Raw genomic sequence first — 16,919 nt, 5'->3', positions numbered from 1 at the left:
CCGGGGTCAGCTCAGGTGGTGCACCTCCTGCAGCCCGTAGACCGGGGTCGGGATGCCCTCGTACCGGGCTTTGAGCTGCAGGGCGAGGTAGAGCGAGTAGTGCCGGGACTGGTGGAGGTTCCCGCCGTGGAACCACAGGCCCTCCTGCCGGGTCGGCTTCCACATGTTGCGCTGCTCGCCCTCCCACGGCCCGGGGTCCTTGGTCGTGTCGGAGCCCAGGCCCCAGCATTTGCCGACCAGGTCCGCGACGTCCTGGCCGATCAGGTCGGCGGCCCAGCCGTTCATCGAGCCGTACCCGGTGGCGTACACGACGAGATCCGCGGCGAGCTCGGAGCCGTCGGCCAGCACCACCGAGTGCTCGGTCAGCTCGCGGACCTGCCCGTGCGCGAGTTTGATGTCCCCGTTCGCGACGAGCTCGGCCGCGCCGACGTCGATGTAGTACCCCGAACCGCGGCGCAGGTACTTCATGAACAGGCCGGACCCGTCGTCACCCCAGTCGTGCCGGAACCCCGCCTTCTCCAGCCTCGCGTAGAAATCGGCGTCTCGCTCCGCGATCGCCTGGTACACCGGGATCTGGAACTCGTGCAGGATCCGGTAGGGCAGCGACGCGAACGTCAGATCGGCCTTCTGCGTCGTCATCCCGCCCGCGACGGCCCGCTCCGAGTAGAGATCGCCGAGGCCGAGGTCCATCAGCGAGTCGGATTTGACGATGTGGGTCGAGGACCGCTGCACCATGGTGACGTCGGTGCCGCCCTCCCACAGCGCGGCGCAGATGTCGTGCGCCGAGTTGTTCGAGCCGATCACCACGGCCCGCTTGCCCGCGTAGGCCTCCGGGCCGGGATGGTGGCTCGAGTGGTGCTGCTCGCCCGCGAACCGGTCCTGGCCGGGTAGCACCGGGACGCTGGGCTTCCCGGACATCCCGGTCGCCAGGACGAGCTGCTTCGGCCTGAGCGTCACCGGCTCGCCGTCGCGGTCCACCTCGACCGTCCACTCCCCCGTGGCCTCGTCGTAGGCGGCCGAGGTGCAGGTGCTCGAAGTCCAGTACGGCACCTCCATCACCTGGGTGTACATCTCCAGCCAGTCGCCGATCTTGTCCTTCGGCGCGAACACCGGCCAGGTGTCCGGGAACGGCAGGTAGGGCAGGTGGTCGTACCAGACGGGGTCGTGCAGGCAGAGCGTCTTGTACCGCTTGCGCCAGGAATCGCCCGCCCTGGCGTTGCGCTCGATCACCAGCGCCGGGACGCCGAGCTGACGCAGGCGGGCACCGAGCGCGATCCCGCCCTGTCCGCCGCCGACCACGACGACGTACGGCTGCCGCGCGTACCCGAGCTCGGCGTCCTCGGCGGCCCGCTGGTCGGTCCACGTGCGCCGGTCGGGGTCGGCGCCGTGCACCGCGCCCTTCGGCCGGGTCGCACCGGACGGCTCTTCGTGCCCCTTGAGCTCGTGCAGGGTGGTCAGCAGGGTCCACGCGCCTTCCCCGGTGAGCCGCAAGTGGCCCCGGCCGCGCCCGGCGGAGGTCTCGAACTCGATCCACGCCGAGGTGACGCCGTCGGCCTCGTCCGGTGGCTCGGTGGTCCGGAAGCCGGACGGATCGGTGTCGGCCAGCCGGGCGGTGAGCAGCTCCGCAACCCCTTCGCGGCCCTCGACCGTCTTGAGGTTCCAGGTGAACGCGACCAGGTCGCGCCAAAAACTGTCGACGGCGAACATCCCGGCCGCGCGGCGCACGTCACGCGCGGCCAGCGCGGCTTCGAACTCGCCGAGCCAGGCGTCGACCCGCTGCTGCGGGGCCGGCTCGTCCAGTCGCTCCGGCAGGCCGGGCTCAACGGTCTGAGTCATCACGCTTCCTTCCGCTCGTGTGACCTGAAGCACACAGCAAGAGTGCGGGACCGGCAAGGGTTGCAGCACGTTGCACGCGCCCGCGAAACAGCTGTGGTGTGGCTCACCCGGCGCGAGTTAGGGTGACGGGTGACCCAGTGACGGGAACGGTGATCGTGAGCGCCTTCGATGCGATCCGGCAGGGCACCGACCTGCAGGCCTACGCCCGCGCGCTGACCAGGACCCATGACGCCGTCCTCTGCGGTGCACAACCCCGGCTGCGCCCGCGTGTCCTCGTCGAACGCTCCTGGCGGCGGGTGCTCGCGCTCGGCCTGGATCCGCACGGCCGCACCGTGCGCACCCCGTTGCACTGGGGTGACGTCGAACGCCTGCGCCAGGACTCCCCGCTCGGCTCGGTCATCGACGAGATCAAAGCGGTGATCACCACGGTCGCGGACGCGTCCCAGTTCCTGCTGGTGGTCACCAACGGCGACGGCGTCGTCCTGTGGCGCGAGGGCGCCGCCGGCACCAGGATCCGCGCCGACAGGCTCGGCTTCGTCGAGGGCGCGGTGTGGACGGAGCCCGCGGTGGGCACCAACGCCATCGGCACGGCGATCGCGGAAGCCGCGCCGGTGCAGCTGTTCTCCGCCGAGCACTTCGAACAGCCCCAGCATCCCTGGTACTGCACCGCAGCGCCCATCCACGACCCGCGCACCGGCGACCTGCTCGGCATCGTCGACGTCAGCGGTCCCGCCCTGACCCTGCATCCCACCATCGGGGCGCTCATCGAGGCGGCGGTACGCCTGGCCGAACTGCGGCTGTGGCGCCTTCACCAGCACGAGCTCGACCTGCTGCGCACGGCGGCCGCGCCCTGGCTGGCCGCCGCGAACGGGCCGCTCCTGCTCGTCGACGAGCACGGCTGTGTGGCGCACAGCGCCGGTATCGCGACCAGGGAACGGATCGCCCGGCCCCGCGGTGACCGGGCGATCACCATTCCGGGGCTGGGACTCTGCCTGCCGGAGGCCGTCGCGGGCGGGTGGCTGGTCCGGCCGCGCGGCACCGACACCGCCGTGCGGCTCCTGCTCGATCTCTCCGGGCCACCGCTGGTCGAGGTGAGCGGCAGCGCGACACCGTGGCGCAGCGCCCTGACCGTCCGCCACACCGAGATCCTGCTCCTGCTGCACCTCGCCGGTCCGGCCGGACTGAGCGCGGCGATGCTGAGCGAAGCCCTCTACGGCGACGTCGACCACGTCGTCACGGCGCGCGCCGAGGTGTCCCGCCTGCGCCGGTTGCTCGGCACGGTCGTGGCCACCCGCCCGTACCGGATGGCCGATGGCGTCGACCTCCGGCTGGAACTCGGTGGCGCGGAACGGTTACGCGACTGCCCGTTCGTGCGGAACACGGCCGCGCCCGGCCTGCGCCGCCGCACGGCGCGGGCCGGGGCCGGTTCCTAACAGGCGTGGACCCAGGAGCATTCGAGCGCGTCCCGGCGGGTGTCGGCTGGGGCGACTCGCGCCGTCCGCGGGCTGAGGCCGGGCTGGGACTTGTCGCCCGCCCCGGTGTAGGTGGCCAGGCGGACCGCCACCGCGTCCTCGACGCTCTTCGGCGTACCGCCGAGGTAGTTGTTCTCCAGCAAGGAGAACACCAGCTTCTCGCCGTTCGCCGCGGTGACGTACCCGGACAGCCCGCTGACGCCGGTGAGCGAGCCGGTCTTGGCGTGCACGTTGTTCGCCGCCGCGGTGCCAGCCATCCGGGCGCGCAGCGTCCCGCCGACCAGCCGATCCGGGTTGCCCGCCACCGGCAGCGCGTTGTACCAGGCCGGAAACCACGAGCGGGACTTCGCGGCCACCAGCAGCTTCGCGAACTGGTCGGTCGTCACGGAGTCCATTCTGGACAGTCCGGAGCCGTCCACCGTGCGGAACGCGGCGGGGTCGACGCCGAGGCCTGCCAGCTTCGCGTCCAGCGCCCGCAGACCGGCGTCCCAGCTGCCATGGCCGGACACCTGGCGACCGGCGGCCTTGGTCAGGATCTCGGCGTGCATGTTGTTGCTGAGCTTGAGGAACGGCACGAGCAGCCCACTCAGCGGGATGGACTCACGCCGCGCGAGCGGGGCCGCCGAGCCCGGCGTGGCCCGGTACGCGGTCGAGCCAAGCACGCGGACCCCGTTGTCGGCCAGCGCTTTGCGGAACACCGACGCGGCGAACCCGGTCGGGTTCCACACCGCCATGTACTCGTTGTCGGTGGCTCCACCGGCCGGGATCGAGCCCGCCACGGTGATGGTGTTGGTGCCGTGCTCCCGGTCCACGACCACCGACGAAGCGGAGCCCGCCGATCCGGTGACGGCGGTGTTGACGACCTTGAGGTAGTCGCTCGGCGGGTCCACGGTGACCGCGGCGGGACGCCCGGCCTGGCCGGGCGCGACCCGCACGATGACCGATCCGGCGTCGTAGTCGGTGTCCGGCGAGACGCTCAATGCCGAGATCTGCGCGTTGTAGGAGTACGGCTCGTCGTCCCACGCCCAGCCGACGCCGAGACGCACCGAGTCGAACCACGTGTCGTCGGCGACGAGCTGGCCGACGACCGTCTTCACCCCGCTCGCGGCGACCTGAGCCGCCAGCGCCTGGTAGTCCTTCGCCAGCAGGGTCGGGTCGCCGGTGCCCTTGAGGAACAGATCGCCCGCCAGCACCGAGCCCGCCCGCTTGCCGTCGCCGGACACCGTGGTCGCGAACCGGTAGTCCGGCCCCAGCACGTCCAGCGCGGCGGCCGACGTGAGCAGCTTCGTGTTGGACGCCGGTTGCAGCAGGCTTTCGGGGTGGCGGGAGTACAGCACCGCGCCCGTGTCGGCGTCGCGCACCACCAAACCGGTCTGCGCCCCGGCCAGTGCCGGGTTCGACAGCAGGGTGTCGAGGTCCTGCCCCAGCCCACCACCACCGGAGTTGTCGGCGGCCGCCGCCCCGGGCAGCCCCACCAGCACCAGTGCCGCACACCCCAAAGCCCATCGCCGCGTTCGAACGCTCATCGGCAAACTCCCACCCAGTCGACGTAGGTCGCCAGGCTTACCACGCGGCCGTTTCCGGATCAACCGGACGCCGCCGAGTCGCCCCGGTGCCCCTGAAGGCCACCATGACGGCGTATAACGCCGTCATGGTGGCCTTCAGGGACTTCTGGGCGGACGAGTTGGGCTAGGCCTGTTCGGCGAGGGCGGGTTGGCGGCGGCGCGGGAGGGCGGGGCGGAGCCGGGGCCGTCCGGTCAGGGCGCGGCTGCAGGGCAGGCGGCGCAGCAGCTCCACGATCAGCACCGTGCCGGTGATGGTGGCCAGGTAGATCACCAGCGAGGTCCACGGGGCGCCGAGCCGGTCGGCCACTGGTCCAATCGCGGGCCCCAGCAGTGCCAGCGCGAGCGGGTGCACCAGGAAGATGCTGAACGAGCGGTTGGCCGCGGCGGCGACGAACCGGGCGCCGAAGTGGTGGTCCCGGCGGCGCGCGGCCCACCAGGTGCTGACCGCGTAGAGCGCGGCGATGACGATCAGGAACCACGGGATCAGGTACGGCTGGAACGGGTCCGCGGCCACCTGCGGCCAGTCCCCGTTCCCGACCTTGCCGAAGTACACCAGCTCGACCACGACGCCGACGGTGACCAGCGCGGCGGCGATGAGCAGCCGGTAACGGCCGATCCACGCGTGCACGGCCTCGAAGTGCATGGCGACCACGGCGCCGAGCAGCGCGTAGAACTGGTACGGCACGACCGTGGCGAACAGGTGGGTGATCGTCTCGTAGCTGACGCCTCCGGGCGGGTAGGTCATGAACAGCACCACCGCGACCTGCAGCGCGCCGCTGGCCAGCAGCAGCCAGCGGTGACGGCCCGCGGTGGCGCGCAGGAGCTTCATCAGCAGCGGGAACAGCAGGTACACCTGCATCGTCACCAGCAGGAAGTACAGGTGGTACCAGGCGTCGCCCTCGATGAGCTCGGTCAGCAGCTTGAGCAGCGCCGAACCCGCCGAGCCCACCGGTTCGTCCTCGGTCGCCAGCGAGTACGCCCAGAAGAACACGGACCAGGCGAAATACGGGATGGCGACGAGCGGCAACCGGCGTCTCCAGAAGTCGCCGGCGCGCAGGGACCGGCCACGGTATTGGTACACCAGCACGAAACCGGTCAGTGCGAAGAAGGCTTCTCTGGTGAAGTGCAGCGGCGCCTCGACGGCGTTGGCCGTCACGTCCTGCGGGTAGTTGGTCGCGCCCACGACGTGGATCAGGATCACGCAGGCGAACGTGAGCAGCCGGAAGAAGTCGATCTGGTGCAGGTACGGTGCTTTGGCGGCCGGTGCCGCCGTGCGAACCGGTGCTTCGAGAGTGGCCTCCGCGATGCTCACCGCGCTGCCTCCGAAACGGGGATCACCGGCTGCCCGCTCGCAAACCCGGGCAGGGTCGCCCCGGCGCGGGGTCCTGTTTCGGTGTCAGCATCGGCGAGGTTCACCATGCCAGACTTGACCGTCCGGCTGTGAACCGCCCATGAGAGTACTGAGAACCTCCTGAAGTCTTGCCCGTTCAGGCCCGGCTGAGCAGCCACTTCCGCAGGTTCGTGACAGTTGTCACCCGATCCGGTGAGCAGTCAGGCGTGACGAATCCGCGCCGCGCGGTGTCCTCACCACAGGACGGCGCTGACGCCGTTTGCCGAAGCCGTACTCACCGGGGAAGGAGCGCGCCGCCGTGAACCGCGGGAGCCTCGACGGAGCCGAACTGGACCTTTCGCTGCGGTGGCAGGACGAGGTCGCCATCGTCACCGCCGCCGGTGAGATCGACCTGCTCACCGCACCCGAATGGGCGGAGGTCGTCGCCGACGCCGCGAGCAGCACCCCGCGGCTGCTGGTACTCGACCTCACCGGCGTGACGTTCCTGAGCTCGGCGGGCCTGCAGGTCATCGCGTCCGCCAGTCAGAACCCCGCCGTCGCGGCGACCAGGGTCGTCGCGGAGGCCCGCGCTGTGACCAGGGCCATCACGCTCACGGGCCTCGACCGCTGGGTCCCGATCCACGCCCACCTCGACAGCGCCCTCACCCGTTCGCCGTAGCCGCCTCGGGCTCGCCGAGGACCGCCAGGTCGAGCCGTCGCAGGCGCGCCGGGTCGGCGATCACCTCGTACCCGGTGATCCGGTCGCCCTCGACGGTGAGAGTGAGGACCGTGAGCAGCCGTCCGTGCGGGGCCACGACTACCCCCACGGCCCCGTTCACCAGTGCCGCTTGCGCGAACCGCGCCTTCCGGCCGAACACGAGGGTTTCCTCCGCCACGACTCGCGCACCGCGGACCACGGTCGCCACCTCCGGTGGCAGGGCGGCGCGGTCGGCCCGGCGGACGACGTCGGGGGCCAGGACGTCGAGTAGCGCGTCGAGGTCGCCACCGCGTGACGCGTCGAGGAAGGCGTCGACGACGTGCCGGTGCCGGGCCAGTTCCGCGGCGGGCACCGCGACGGTGCCCCGCACCTTGTGCCGGGCGCGGCTGGCGAGCTTCTTGGTGGCGACCGGCGAACGTTCCAGGACGGCCGCGATGTCCTCGAACGGCACGGCGAACAGGTCGTGGAGCACGAAGGCGACCCGCTCGGCGGGGACCAGCGAGTCGAGCACCACGAGCAGCGCGCGACCGACCGAGTCGACCAGCACCGCCTCGAGCTCGGGATCGCTCCCCCTGGCGTCGTCCCAGCTCCGGTCGGGCACCTCCCCGACCGGGTCCTCCCATCGTGACCTGCGGGAACGCAGGTGGTCGAGGCACACGCGGGACACGACCGTCCGGAGCCAGGCCGCCAGGTTCCCGACGCCGCTGACGTCGGCCCGGCTCAGCCGCAGCCAGGCCTCCTGGACGGCGTCGTCGGCTTCGGCCACCGAGCCCAGCATCCGGTAGGCGACCGCCCGCAGCTGGCCCCGCTGCGTCTCGAAGCGCGCCGCCAGCCCGTCGTGCTCGTCCATCGGTCACCTTTCCGTTTCGTGCGCCGTCACCTTCATGACGTAGGCAACCCGACCGAGGTGACAGGGAGCAAACCGGATGATCGACGCACCGACCCAGCAGGCCCGCGAACAGGACGGGCCGACGCTCACGCAGCCCCTGCTGCGGCGGGTGGACCTCGGGGACTTCGCGCTGCCCAACCGCGTGGTGATGGCCCCGATCACGCGGGCTCGCGCGGCCAACCAGGCACTGGCGCCGACCGACCTGCACGTCGAGTACTACGGCCAGCGGGCGAGTTCCGGGCTGATCATCACCGAAGGGACCTGGATCAGCCCGGAGGCGGTCGGCTTCGTCAACGTCCCCGGCATCCACAGCGAGCAGCAGGTCACGGCGTGGCGGCGGGTCACCGACGTCGTGCACACGCTCGGCGGCCGGATCGTGCTGCAGCTCTGGCACACCGGTGCCGCCTCCCACCCCGATCACCACGGCGGCAGGCTGCCCGCCGGGCCGTCGGCGGTCGACCCGCACGAGATGTCCTTCACCTCGGCCGGGCCCCGGCAGACCGTCACGCCCCGGGAAATGACCCTCGCGGACATCCGGACCACGATCGCGGACTACCGGGCCGCCGCGGAGAACGCCCGGCGCGCCGGGTTCGACGGCGTCGAGCTCAACGCCCTCGGGTCCTACCTGATCGCGCAGTTCCTCAACCCGCGGCTGAACCAGCGCACCGACGCGTACGGCTCCGGCCGCGCCGGGCGGCAGCGGCTGCTGCTCGAGGTCGTCGACGAGCTCGCGGAGGTCTGGGGAGCACGGCGTGTCGGCGTCCGCCTGTCGCCCTACTGGACCGCGGGTGAGGTGTTCCGCCCCGACGAGGCGACGCTCGACGGCTACGACGAGCTCGTGACGAAACTCAACGACCACCCGCTGGCATACCTGCACCTGCGCGGACGAGACCCCGTCGCGGGGGCCGACGGGCCCGACCTTGACGCGATCGCCCGCTACCGGCAGCTGTTCGACGGCCCCCTGATCGCGAACAACGGCTTCGGCCGCGAGTCCGGGAACGCGATCATCGAGGCGGGGATCGCCGACGCCGTGTCGTTCGCCGCGCACTTCATCGCCAACCCCGACCTCGTCACCCGCTTCGCGCTGGGCCGCGAACCAGCGGCGGGCGACCCGGCCACGTACTACACCGGCGAGGCCGAGGGCTACGTCGACTACGCGGTGAGCGGGCGCCGGGCGAGCAGGTAACACCGGCGGCAGGCGTGTTCGGTCGTAGGTCCGGCTTCATCCGAACCTGCTTGCGAGCGAACAAACGTACACAATGGACTGTCTGTTGAGGACATCACCGGGAGTGCGGAAACGGAGGTTCCGTACTCCCGCCGGTTCCCCGGTCAGTCGCCCTCCAGCGTGGCAAGGAACCCGCCGGCCGCGCGTGAGCGGGCAGAATGTGGCTACGCTCGGGGCGACCGAACCCGGAGGACCGCCATGCACATCGTGATCGTCGACGACGAAGCCGCCGTCCGCGACTCACTTTCGCGGACTCTGCGCTTCGAGGGCTACCAGGTTTCGGAGGCGTCCGACGGCGCGCGGGCACTGGATCTCATCCGGGCGGAGAAACCCGACGGGGTGATCCTCGACATGATGATGCCGGTCCTCGGCGGCCTCGACAGCTGCCGGGTGCTGCGGGCCGAGGGCAACTTCGTCCCGGTCCTCATGCTGACCGCGCGCAGCGACGTCGCCGACCGGGTGGCCGGCCTGGACGCCGGCGCCGACGACTACCTGGTCAAGCCGTTCGCGCTGCAGGAGCTGCTGGCCAGGGTGCGCGCGCTGCTGCGGCGCACCGAGTACGCCTCGGGTACCGCGAGTGCTCCGGAGGTCAACGGCGACCGGCTTTCCTTCGCCGACGTCGTCCTCGACTCGGCCACCCGGGAGGTGACCCGCGGGCCTCGCCCGATCAGGTTGACCAGGACCGAGTTCGCCATGCTGGAGAGCTTCCTGCGCAATCCGCGGCGGGTGCTGAGCCGGGCGATGATGTTCGAGCAGGTCTGGGGTTACGACTTCGGCGCGGCCTCGAACGGGCTCGACGTGTACGTGAGCTACCTGCGGCGCAAGCTGGAGGCCGAAGGCGAACCACGGCTGCTGCACACCGTCCGCGGTGTCGGCTACGTGCTGCGCGAGGACCCGCTGTGACGGGCCGGGCAGGCCGGTGGCTGCGCGGGCACCGGTGGCGCGAGCTCTCCCTGCGGACCCGGCTGACCCTGATGGCGGCCACCGCGGTCGCGGTCGCGGTGATCGGGGTGTCGATCACCTCCTGGACCCTGGTGCGCGCCAAGCTCTACCAGCAGTTCAACGACCAGTTGCACTCCTACGCACAGCTGGCGGCGAAGGCGTCCTCCCCCGCCGACGCGCTCACCACCCTGAGCGGGGCGGACCGGCGCAACCCCGGGACCGAACCGGATCGCTCCCCCGGCCTGGTCATCCAGTTCGTCGACCGCTCGGGCGCCCCGGCCGGGGCGGCGGGTGGCCTGCTCTCGATCCCGGTCACCCCCCTGGCCCAGCAGGTCGCCGCCGGGGAACGGGCCGAGGACGACAGCGTGGTGCGGATCGGCCCCGACCGCTATCGCGTGTGGACGGTGCAGCGCCCGGACGGCGCCGCCCAGGTGGCCCGCGACTCCGAAGGCGTCGAGAACACCCTGGCGGAGCTGGGTTTGCTGCACATCCTGATCGGGCTCGTCGGGGTCGCGATCGCGGCGGTGATCGGGCGCCTGGTGGCCAGGGCGGCGTTGCGGCCGGTCGACGTGCTCACCGCGGGCGCCGAACAGGTCGCGCGCACCCAGGACCTCACCGCCGCGATCCCGGCAGGCGGTCGCGGCGAGATCGCGCGGCTGGCCGACGCGTTCAACTCGATGCTGGGCGCGCTCGCCGAGTCCAAGGCCGCCCAGCGCCGCCTGGTCGAGGACGCCGGGCACGAGCTGCGGACACCACTGACCAGCCTGCGCACCAATGTCGAGCTGCTCATCCACGCCGGGAACCAGACCGATCCGGTGAAGGTGCTCCCCGCCGAAGACCGGGAAAGGTTGCTCCACGACCTAGGCGTCCAGACCGCTGAACTGTCCACTTTGATCGGTGAGCTGGTGGAACTGGCCAAAGAGGACACCGCGCCCGAACCACTCGAACGGCTGGACCTCGCCGATGTGGTCGGTTCGGCCGTCGAGCGGGCGCGACCGCGGGCCCCGCACGTCCGTTTCAAGCTGACGCGGGCAGACGGCGAAGTGCTCGGCAGGCCGGTGTCACTGGAACGCGCGGTGCTGAACCTGCTGGACAACGCCGCGAAATGGAGTCCGGCGGACGGCGTGGTCCGGGTCGTCATGACCGGCGGCGACGGCGAAACAGGGCTCTCCGTGGCCGACGACGGGCCGGGCATCGCGGACGAGGACCTGCCGCACGTGTTCGAACGGTTCTACCGGGCTGAAACGGCCAGGGCCCTGCCCGGCTCCGGGCTCGGCCTCGCCATCGTCCACCAGATCGTGACCCTGCACGGAGGCTCCGTGGCCGCGCGCCGCACCGAGGCCGGTGGTGCCGAGGTATCGCTGACACTGCCGTCGGCGCCGGAGGATTCTTAGCGAAACTCCCGAGGATCTTCATCGGATTCTCACGGTGGGCGGCCATCGTCCGTGGTGTGACGACCACGCTTCGCCCCCTTCCCGCGCCGGGCCGCCGTGCCCGGTCGCGGGCCGGGCTGCTCGCGGTGCTGGGCGTGTTCCTGGTGTGCCAGGCGCAGGCGGCGATCGTCTACCTGACCTTCGGCGCGACGACAGCGGTGGATCCGCTGACCGATCCCGTGAGCGACTACGCCCAGCACCGCACGAGCGGGCCGTTGTTCGCCGCCTCGGTGGTTCTGGTGCTGGGCGGCGGACTGCTGATCGTCGCCGCGACGGCCGGATCGCCGCCCGTCACCACCACCAACGGCGCCGGACCCGCCCAGCTCGTCGCCGTCGGCGGCCTGGTGCTGGCAGCGGCCGGGCTGACCGCGCACGGACGCCTCCGCTGCCTGGTCCTCGCTTCGGCGGCCGCCGTGTTCTTCGGCACCGGCTCCGCCTTGATCAGGGAGGCCAGCCAAGTGTTGCTGGCCAACGGGTTCACCACGAACGGGCTGACTCTCGCCGCCGAAGCGATGCTGCTCATGCTGATCGGCGGCTGGCTGCTGCACCAGGCCTACGCGGCGGGGCCCGCCGGTGTGGTCGTCGGGGCCACCACCGTGCTCGACCCGCTGACCGCCGTCGGCATCGGGCTCGGCGTGTTCGGCGAGTCCACGCAGGTCAGCCCGTTCGCGGTCGCCACCCAAGGTTTTCTGGCCCTCGTGGCCGTCGCCGGAGTACTCGCTCTGGCCCGTTCCGTCCCCGATCACCGAGATCACCAGGAGCAGCCCGTGCGGCCATCCACCTCGCCCGGTTCCGGGCTGAAGATCCTCATCAGCGCCGACACCTTTCCGCCGGACATCAACGGCGCCGCGCATTTCGCCGGTCGCCTCGCCCACGGGCTGGCCGATCGCGGGCACCCGGTCCACGTCGTCTGCCCGGCGAACACCGCGCACGCCACCACGGAGTCCACCGGCGGGATCACCGTGCACCGGATCCCGTCGCGCGGCACGCCGTTCCACCCGACGTTCCGCGTGTGCACCCCGCGTCAGGCCACCCGTTCGGTGCCGTCGCTGCTCGACCTCGTCCAGCCCGACCTCGTCCACGTCCAGTCCCACTTCTCGATCGGCCGCGCGGTACTCGCCGGCGCCCGCGAACGCGGGATCGCGACGGTGGCCACCAACCACTTCATGCCGGAGAACCTCCTCGGCTACGTCCCGCTCCCCCACGTCCTGCGCGGCCCGCTGACCCGGTGGGCGTGGCGTGACCTGGTCCGGATCTACGAACGTGCCGACGTCGTCACCGCCCCCACCCAGCGTGCCGTCGAACTGCTCGAAGCCAACGGACTGCCGGTGCCCGCCCAGGCCGTGTCCTGTGGCATCGACGTCGAGCACTACGCCTCACCGCGCCCCGATGGCTGCTACACGGACAGGTCCGTGCTGTTCGTCGGCCGGTTGGACACGGAGAAGAACGTCGACGATCTCCTGCGCGCGGTCGCGCTCCTGTCCGGTGTCCGTGCGGAAATCATCGGCGACGGAGCTTGCCGTGCGCGGCTGGTCTCACTCGCGAACAGCCTGGGGGTGCGTGACCGCGTCCAGTTCCACGGCTTCGTCTCCGACGAGGCCCTGGTGCGCGCCTACCAGCTGTGCGACGTGTTCTGCATGCCAGGGACCGCGGAGCTGCAGAGCCTCGCCACGCTGGAGGCGATGGCGGCCGGACGGCCGATCGTCGCGGCCGACGCGATGGCCCTGCCGCATCTGGTCGACCCCGGGGTCAACGGGCGCCTCTACCCGCCTGGCGACTTCCGGCAGCTCGCCGCCTGCCTCACGGATGTCCTGCGAGACGAGGAAACCCGCGCGGAGATGGGCCGCGCGAGCCGCCGGATGGTGGCCGCACACGACATCGACCGGACGCTGGCCCGGTTCGAAGACCTCTACCACGCGGTGACAGGGGCGGCGGTGCCGTCGTCGGCGCTCACCGCTTGACCGTCCGGTGCTCGGCGAGCGGCCCGAGCCGCAGGCCCCGCTCCCGGCACGCTGCCGCCAGTAAGGGAAGCGCGCCCAGCGCGGACTTCCAGGACCCGGGGACGGCTTCGACGTCGGAATCGTGCAACAGGACGGTTCCCCCGCCGCGCAGTCCACGATGGACGGTGCGGAAGACCGTGGCGGGGGTCGCCCGCGCGGTCCAGTCGAATCCCCAGCAGCTCCAAAGCACGGGTGTCACGCCGAGAAGCTTCGCGGACACGAGCGAAGACGCGCTGAACACCCCGTAGGGCGCCCGCACCCAGCACGGCCGGGTACCCGTGGTCCGCTCGATCAGGTCGATCGCGCGGGCGAACTCCTCATGGACGGCCAGCGGGCCGCGCCTGAGCAGGCAGCGATGATCCCAGCCGTGCAGGGCGATTTCGTGCCCGGCGGCGACGATTTCGCGGCCGAGCCCCGGAGCCCGGTCGAGTTCGCGGCCGAGCACGAAGAACGTCGCGCGGACGCCCAGATCGTCCAGTGCCCGCAGGAACAACGGGGTCGAGCGGGGATGCGGGCCGTCGTCGAAGGTGAGCGCCACGTGATCCGGGTCGCCCAATCCCGCCAAGCCCGGCAGGAATCTCGTGCGCAGCGGGGTCAAGAAGGCGGCCGAAGGCGCGACGTGGGCGAGTCCGGCCGCCGCCGCGGCGGTGGCGAGGGTCCGGGAGATCACCCGGCGGCCACGACCGGAGCGTCAGACTGCTCCACCCGCAGCGCGGCGGCGAGAGCCCGGGGCAGGTCGGCGGCCGCCTTCACCCAGGGCACCGTGCCGTCCGCGGCCAGCACGGCGGCGTTGGCCCGGCCGTGCCCCGGCAGGCACCGGTAGGTCAGCACCGGCAACCCGGTCTCCAGCGCTTCCGACGTCGCGAGGCCGCCCGCGTTCTGCACCACGACATCGCACGCGCGCATGAGCTCCGGCATCACGTCGACCCAGCCGAAGACATCGGCGATCCCGGCCCGCCGCAAGCGTTCCCGCAGGCTCTCGTTACGCCCGCAGACAACCACCGGCCGAGCCTGCCCGGACGCCACGATGTCGGCGACGGTCTCCTCGACCTGCCCGACACCCCATGATCCGGACAGCACCAGCGCCAGGCGTTCGCGCTGGGGCAGGCCGAACTTCGCGCGCAGGTGACCGCGTTCGGCGGCGGTGAGCAGCGGCCGGAACCCGGGATCGACGACCGGCTTCGCGACCAAGGTCTCCCCGGCGCCGAGGCGGCGGGCCTGGCGGGCGGCGATCTGGTTGGGGGCCACGGTCAGGTCCGCGTGGCGGGTGACGCAAAGCGGGTGCACGGACGGGTCGGTGAGGTAGACCGCCAGCGGCGCGGTCAGCAGGCCGCGGCGTTTGAGCTGCGCGAGAGCGTGACTCGCCAACGGGTAGGTCGACACCGCCAACACATTGTCGTCAGCGGGGTCCGCGGCGAGGACCTCGGCGAGGTTGCGGGCGGCCGAGGTCGCGAAGAGGCGCGCGGCACCGGAGAGCGGAGCGTGGCCGAGCGCCGAAAGCAGCCAGTCCCAGCTTCGCGGCGCGACCTCCAGCTGGCGGTGATACCCGTCGCAGAGCAGCCGCCCGAGCCTGCCCGGCAGCAGATCAAGGAAGTCGAACCGGTCGACCAGCAGCTGCCGCTCCCGCAACCGCCGGGCGAGCTCGCTCGCCGCGCCGTCATGACCGGCGCCCACCCTGGCCGACACGATCACCACGCGCCGACCGGCCGCCGGGCTCACGCTGCCGCGGTCAGGGGAAACGGAAGGGCCCAGATCCGGGGCGAGGATTTCGTGGAGCACACAAGTCACGGGCTGAATGTAGCCCGTAACCGGTATACGCGAAGACAACAAAAAGCAATCGGGTGGATAACCGTGGACCATTCCCCCACAAACCGGACCGAAGGTATTCGACGCGGTGCTGGTTCGAAATTTTCCCCGCATTTGCCGGCACGCCGCTTTGCCGGAACAAGCTGATGCGCTTGCCTTCCGCTCACCTCGACGATGCCCGGCTCGTCCGAAGTGGGCGTCTTGCGGCGTCTGCGCCGGCCCGTTCATCAGGAATTCGCGCCGACGTCTGATTCCGGCCGTTTCCGGAGCCTGGAATGCATCCGGCGCCCGGGCCGCGGGCGCGAACCCGAGAAGGAGAATTCGTGCCGAGAAAACGATCGCGCGTAGTCGCGCTGCTGGTCACCGGAGGCCTGCTGGCCACCGCGCCGGCGGCGACGGCCACCGGCGGGCCCGGCCACGTGCTGCTGATCTCCGTCGACGGCCTGCACCAGTCGGACCTGGCCTGGTACACCGCCACGCATCCCCGCTCGGCGCTGGCCGCGCTCGTGGCGCACGGGACGGAGTACACCCACGCCCGCACCCCCGTGCCGTCCGATTCGTTCCCCGGCCTGATGGCCCAGGTCACCGGCGGGAACCCGGCGACGACCGGCGTGTACTACGACGCGACCTACAACCACGCGCTGCTGCCCGCCGGGACGAAGGCGTGCACCGGCAAGCCCGGCGGCGCGCTGGTGGACTACACCGAGGATCTCGACCGGAACAAGGACAGCGTCGACGCCGGTCAGGGCCTGCCCGGCCTGCCCGACGGCGTGCTGGCGATGACGGGCAAGCCCGCCACGCTGATCGATCCCGCGCGGCTGCCCGTCGACCCCCGGACCTGCGAACCCGTTTACCCGCACCAATATCTGCGGGTCAACACCGTGTTCGAGGTCGCGCACCGGGCCGGGCTGCGCACCGCCTGGTCGGACAAGCATCCCGCGTACGAGATGCTCAACGGGCCGTCCGGGACCGGCGTGGACGATCTGTTCACCCCGGAGATCAACAGCCTGGCGCCCGGCTCGACGGACTGGACGACCGACAACGCGGCCACCCAGCGCTATGACGCCTACAAGGCGCACGCGGTGCTCAACGAGATCGACGGCCACGACCACGGCGGCGGCTCGAAGACCGGCACGCCCGCGGTGCTGGGCCTGAACTTCCAGTCGGTCTCGACGGCGGAGAAGCTGCCCCTGTCCGGCGGGCGGCCCGGCGGCTACCTGCCCGGCGGGCACGCCCCCGGGCCCGTGCTGAGCTCGGCACTGGACTTCGTCGACCAGCAGATCGGCGCGTTCACCGCCGAGCTGAAGCGGCGCCACCTCGACCGGAACACCACGGTGATCCTGTCCGCGAAACACGGCCAGTCCCCCGTCGACCCCGCCGAGCTGAACCGGATCGACGACGGCAAGCTCCTCGACGGCCTCAACGCCGCCTGGCGGGCCGCGCGGCCAGGCGCCACCGACCTCGTCGCGCTGTCGGCCGACGACGACGCGATGCTGCTGTGGCTCACCGACCGGTCCCCGGCCGCGGCCGCGTTCGCCAAGGACTACCTGCTCGCCCAGTCCGGCACCGGCACCGGCGTCGCGGGCAACGCCACGCCGTACGTCCATTCCGGACTGCGGTCCGTGTACGCCGGCGCGGCCGCGGCCGCGTACTTCCACACGCGGCCCGGTGACCCCCCGGTGCCCGACCTGGTCGGCGTCGTC

13 protein-coding genes are annotated in these 16,919 nt (G+C 71.6%); 7 read left to right on the top strand and 6 right to left on the bottom strand.

From position 1 onward, the window contains the following. Positions 1–6: 6 nt before the first annotated feature. Positions 7–1,836 carry a flavin-containing monooxygenase gene (locus QMK34_RS35545; protein WP_326419102.1) on the bottom strand — a complete coding sequence of 610 codons (1,830 nt, stop codon included), beginning with the start codon at positions 1,834–1,836 and terminating at the stop codon, positions 7–9. A gap of 155 nt (positions 1,837–1,991) precedes the next feature. On the opposite strand from QMK34_RS35545, the gene QMK34_RS35540 reads away from it, so the two are divergent. Continuing rightward, a complete protein-coding gene (locus tag QMK34_RS35540; RefSeq protein WP_326419101.1) occupies positions 1,992–3,269 on the top strand; it encodes a transcriptional regulator in 1,278 nt (425 codons plus the stop codon). Here QMK34_RS35540 and dacB read toward each other — a convergent pair. Both dacB and QMK34_RS35530 read right to left on the bottom strand, forming a co-directional pair. Beyond that, positions 3,266–4,834 carry a D-alanyl-D-alanine carboxypeptidase/D-alanyl-D-alanine endopeptidase gene (dacB, locus tag QMK34_RS35535; protein WP_326419100.1) on the bottom strand — a complete coding sequence of 523 codons (1,569 nt, stop codon included), beginning with the start codon at positions 4,832–4,834 and terminating at the stop codon, positions 3,266–3,268. The two genes, QMK34_RS35540 and dacB, sit on opposite strands and share 4 nt — an antisense overlap. Before the next feature lie 163 nt (positions 4,835–4,997). Then, positions 4,998–6,185, bottom strand: coding sequence for an acyltransferase (locus QMK34_RS35530; RefSeq protein WP_326419099.1), 1,188 nt, complete (start codon positions 6,183–6,185; stop codon positions 4,998–5,000). Between the two features lie 337 nt (positions 6,186–6,522). Between QMK34_RS35530 and QMK34_RS35525 the strand changes: the two genes are divergently transcribed. Continuing rightward, entirely contained in the window at positions 6,523–6,882 is a 360-nt protein-coding gene (locus tag QMK34_RS35525) for an STAS domain-containing protein (protein ID WP_326419098.1), read from the top strand. On the opposite strand, the gene QMK34_RS35520 is transcribed toward QMK34_RS35525, so the two are convergent. Continuing rightward, positions 6,866–7,771, bottom strand: coding sequence for a sigma-70 family RNA polymerase sigma factor (locus QMK34_RS35520; RefSeq protein ID WP_326419097.1), 906 nt, complete (start codon positions 7,769–7,771; stop codon positions 6,866–6,868). The genes QMK34_RS35525 and QMK34_RS35520 overlap by 17 nt on opposite strands. Positions 7,772–7,847: 76 nt before the next feature. Here QMK34_RS35520 and QMK34_RS35515 point away from each other — a divergent pair, with 76 nt between their 5' ends. The 4 genes from QMK34_RS35515 to QMK34_RS35500 all read left to right on the top strand — a co-directional run bounded on the left by QMK34_RS35515 (position 7,848) and on the right by QMK34_RS35500 (position 13,371). After that, positions 7,848–8,996: an alkene reductase gene (locus QMK34_RS35515; protein WP_326419096.1), complete on the top strand. Its 1,149-nt coding sequence runs from the start codon at positions 7,848–7,850 to the stop codon at positions 8,994–8,996. A 237-nt stretch (positions 8,997–9,233) separates the two neighbouring features. Continuing rightward, complete coding sequence (locus tag QMK34_RS35510; protein WP_326419095.1) at positions 9,234–9,938, top strand: response regulator transcription factor; 705 nt, start codon at positions 9,234–9,236, stop codon at positions 9,936–9,938. After that, positions 9,935–11,371: a sensor histidine kinase gene (locus QMK34_RS35505; protein ID WP_326419094.1), complete on the top strand. Its 1,437-nt coding sequence runs from the start codon at positions 9,935–9,937 to the stop codon at positions 11,369–11,371. Before QMK34_RS35510 ends, QMK34_RS35505 begins: the two co-directional genes overlap by 4 nt. 56 nt (positions 11,372–11,427) lie before the next feature. Further along, positions 11,428–13,371: a glycosyltransferase gene (locus QMK34_RS35500; protein ID WP_326419093.1), complete on the top strand. Its 1,944-nt coding sequence runs from the start codon at positions 11,428–11,430 to the stop codon at positions 13,369–13,371. Here QMK34_RS35500 and QMK34_RS35495 read toward each other — a convergent pair. After that, positions 13,361–14,080: a polysaccharide deacetylase family protein gene (locus QMK34_RS35495; RefSeq protein WP_326419091.1), complete on the bottom strand. Its 720-nt coding sequence runs from the start codon at positions 14,078–14,080 to the stop codon at positions 13,361–13,363. The two genes, QMK34_RS35500 and QMK34_RS35495, sit on opposite strands and share 11 nt — an antisense overlap. Further along, complete coding sequence (locus QMK34_RS35490) at positions 14,077–15,198, bottom strand: hypothetical protein (protein ID WP_326419090.1); 1,122 nt, start codon at positions 15,196–15,198, stop codon at positions 14,077–14,079. The genes QMK34_RS35495 and QMK34_RS35490 overlap by 4 nt, the downstream gene beginning before the upstream one ends. Before the next feature lie 341 nt (positions 15,199–15,539). Here QMK34_RS35490 and QMK34_RS35485 point away from each other — a divergent pair. Continuing rightward, on the top strand, positions 15,540–16,919 hold a 1,380-nt coding region (locus QMK34_RS35485), incomplete at its 3' end, for an alkaline phosphatase family protein (protein WP_326419089.1).

The organism is Amycolatopsis sp. H20-H5, from assembly GCF_035828755.1.
GTDB lineage: Bacteria > Actinomycetota > Actinomycetes > Mycobacteriales > Pseudonocardiaceae > Amycolatopsis.
This window is presented reverse-complemented; position numbering and strand designations above follow the sequence as displayed.

Excerpts from the sequence above, each read along its gene's own strand:
- QMK34_RS35515 (WP_326419096.1), top strand. The coding sequence starts at position 7,848 with ATGATCGACGCACCGACCCAGCAGGCCCGCGAACAGGACGGGCCGACG.
- QMK34_RS35520 (WP_326419097.1), bottom strand. The coding sequence starts at position 7,771 with ATGGACGAGCACGACGGGCTGGCGGCGCGCTTCGAGACGCAGCGGGGC.
- dacB (WP_326419100.1), bottom strand. The coding sequence starts at position 4,834 with ATGAGCGTTCGAACGCGGCGATGGGCTTTGGGGTGTGCGGCACTGGTG.
- QMK34_RS35545 (WP_326419102.1), bottom strand. The coding sequence starts at position 1,836 with ATGACTCAGACCGTTGAGCCCGGCCTGCCGGAGCGACTGGACGAGCCG.
- QMK34_RS35510 (WP_326419095.1), top strand. The coding sequence starts at position 9,234 with ATGCACATCGTGATCGTCGACGACGAAGCCGCCGTCCGCGACTCACTT.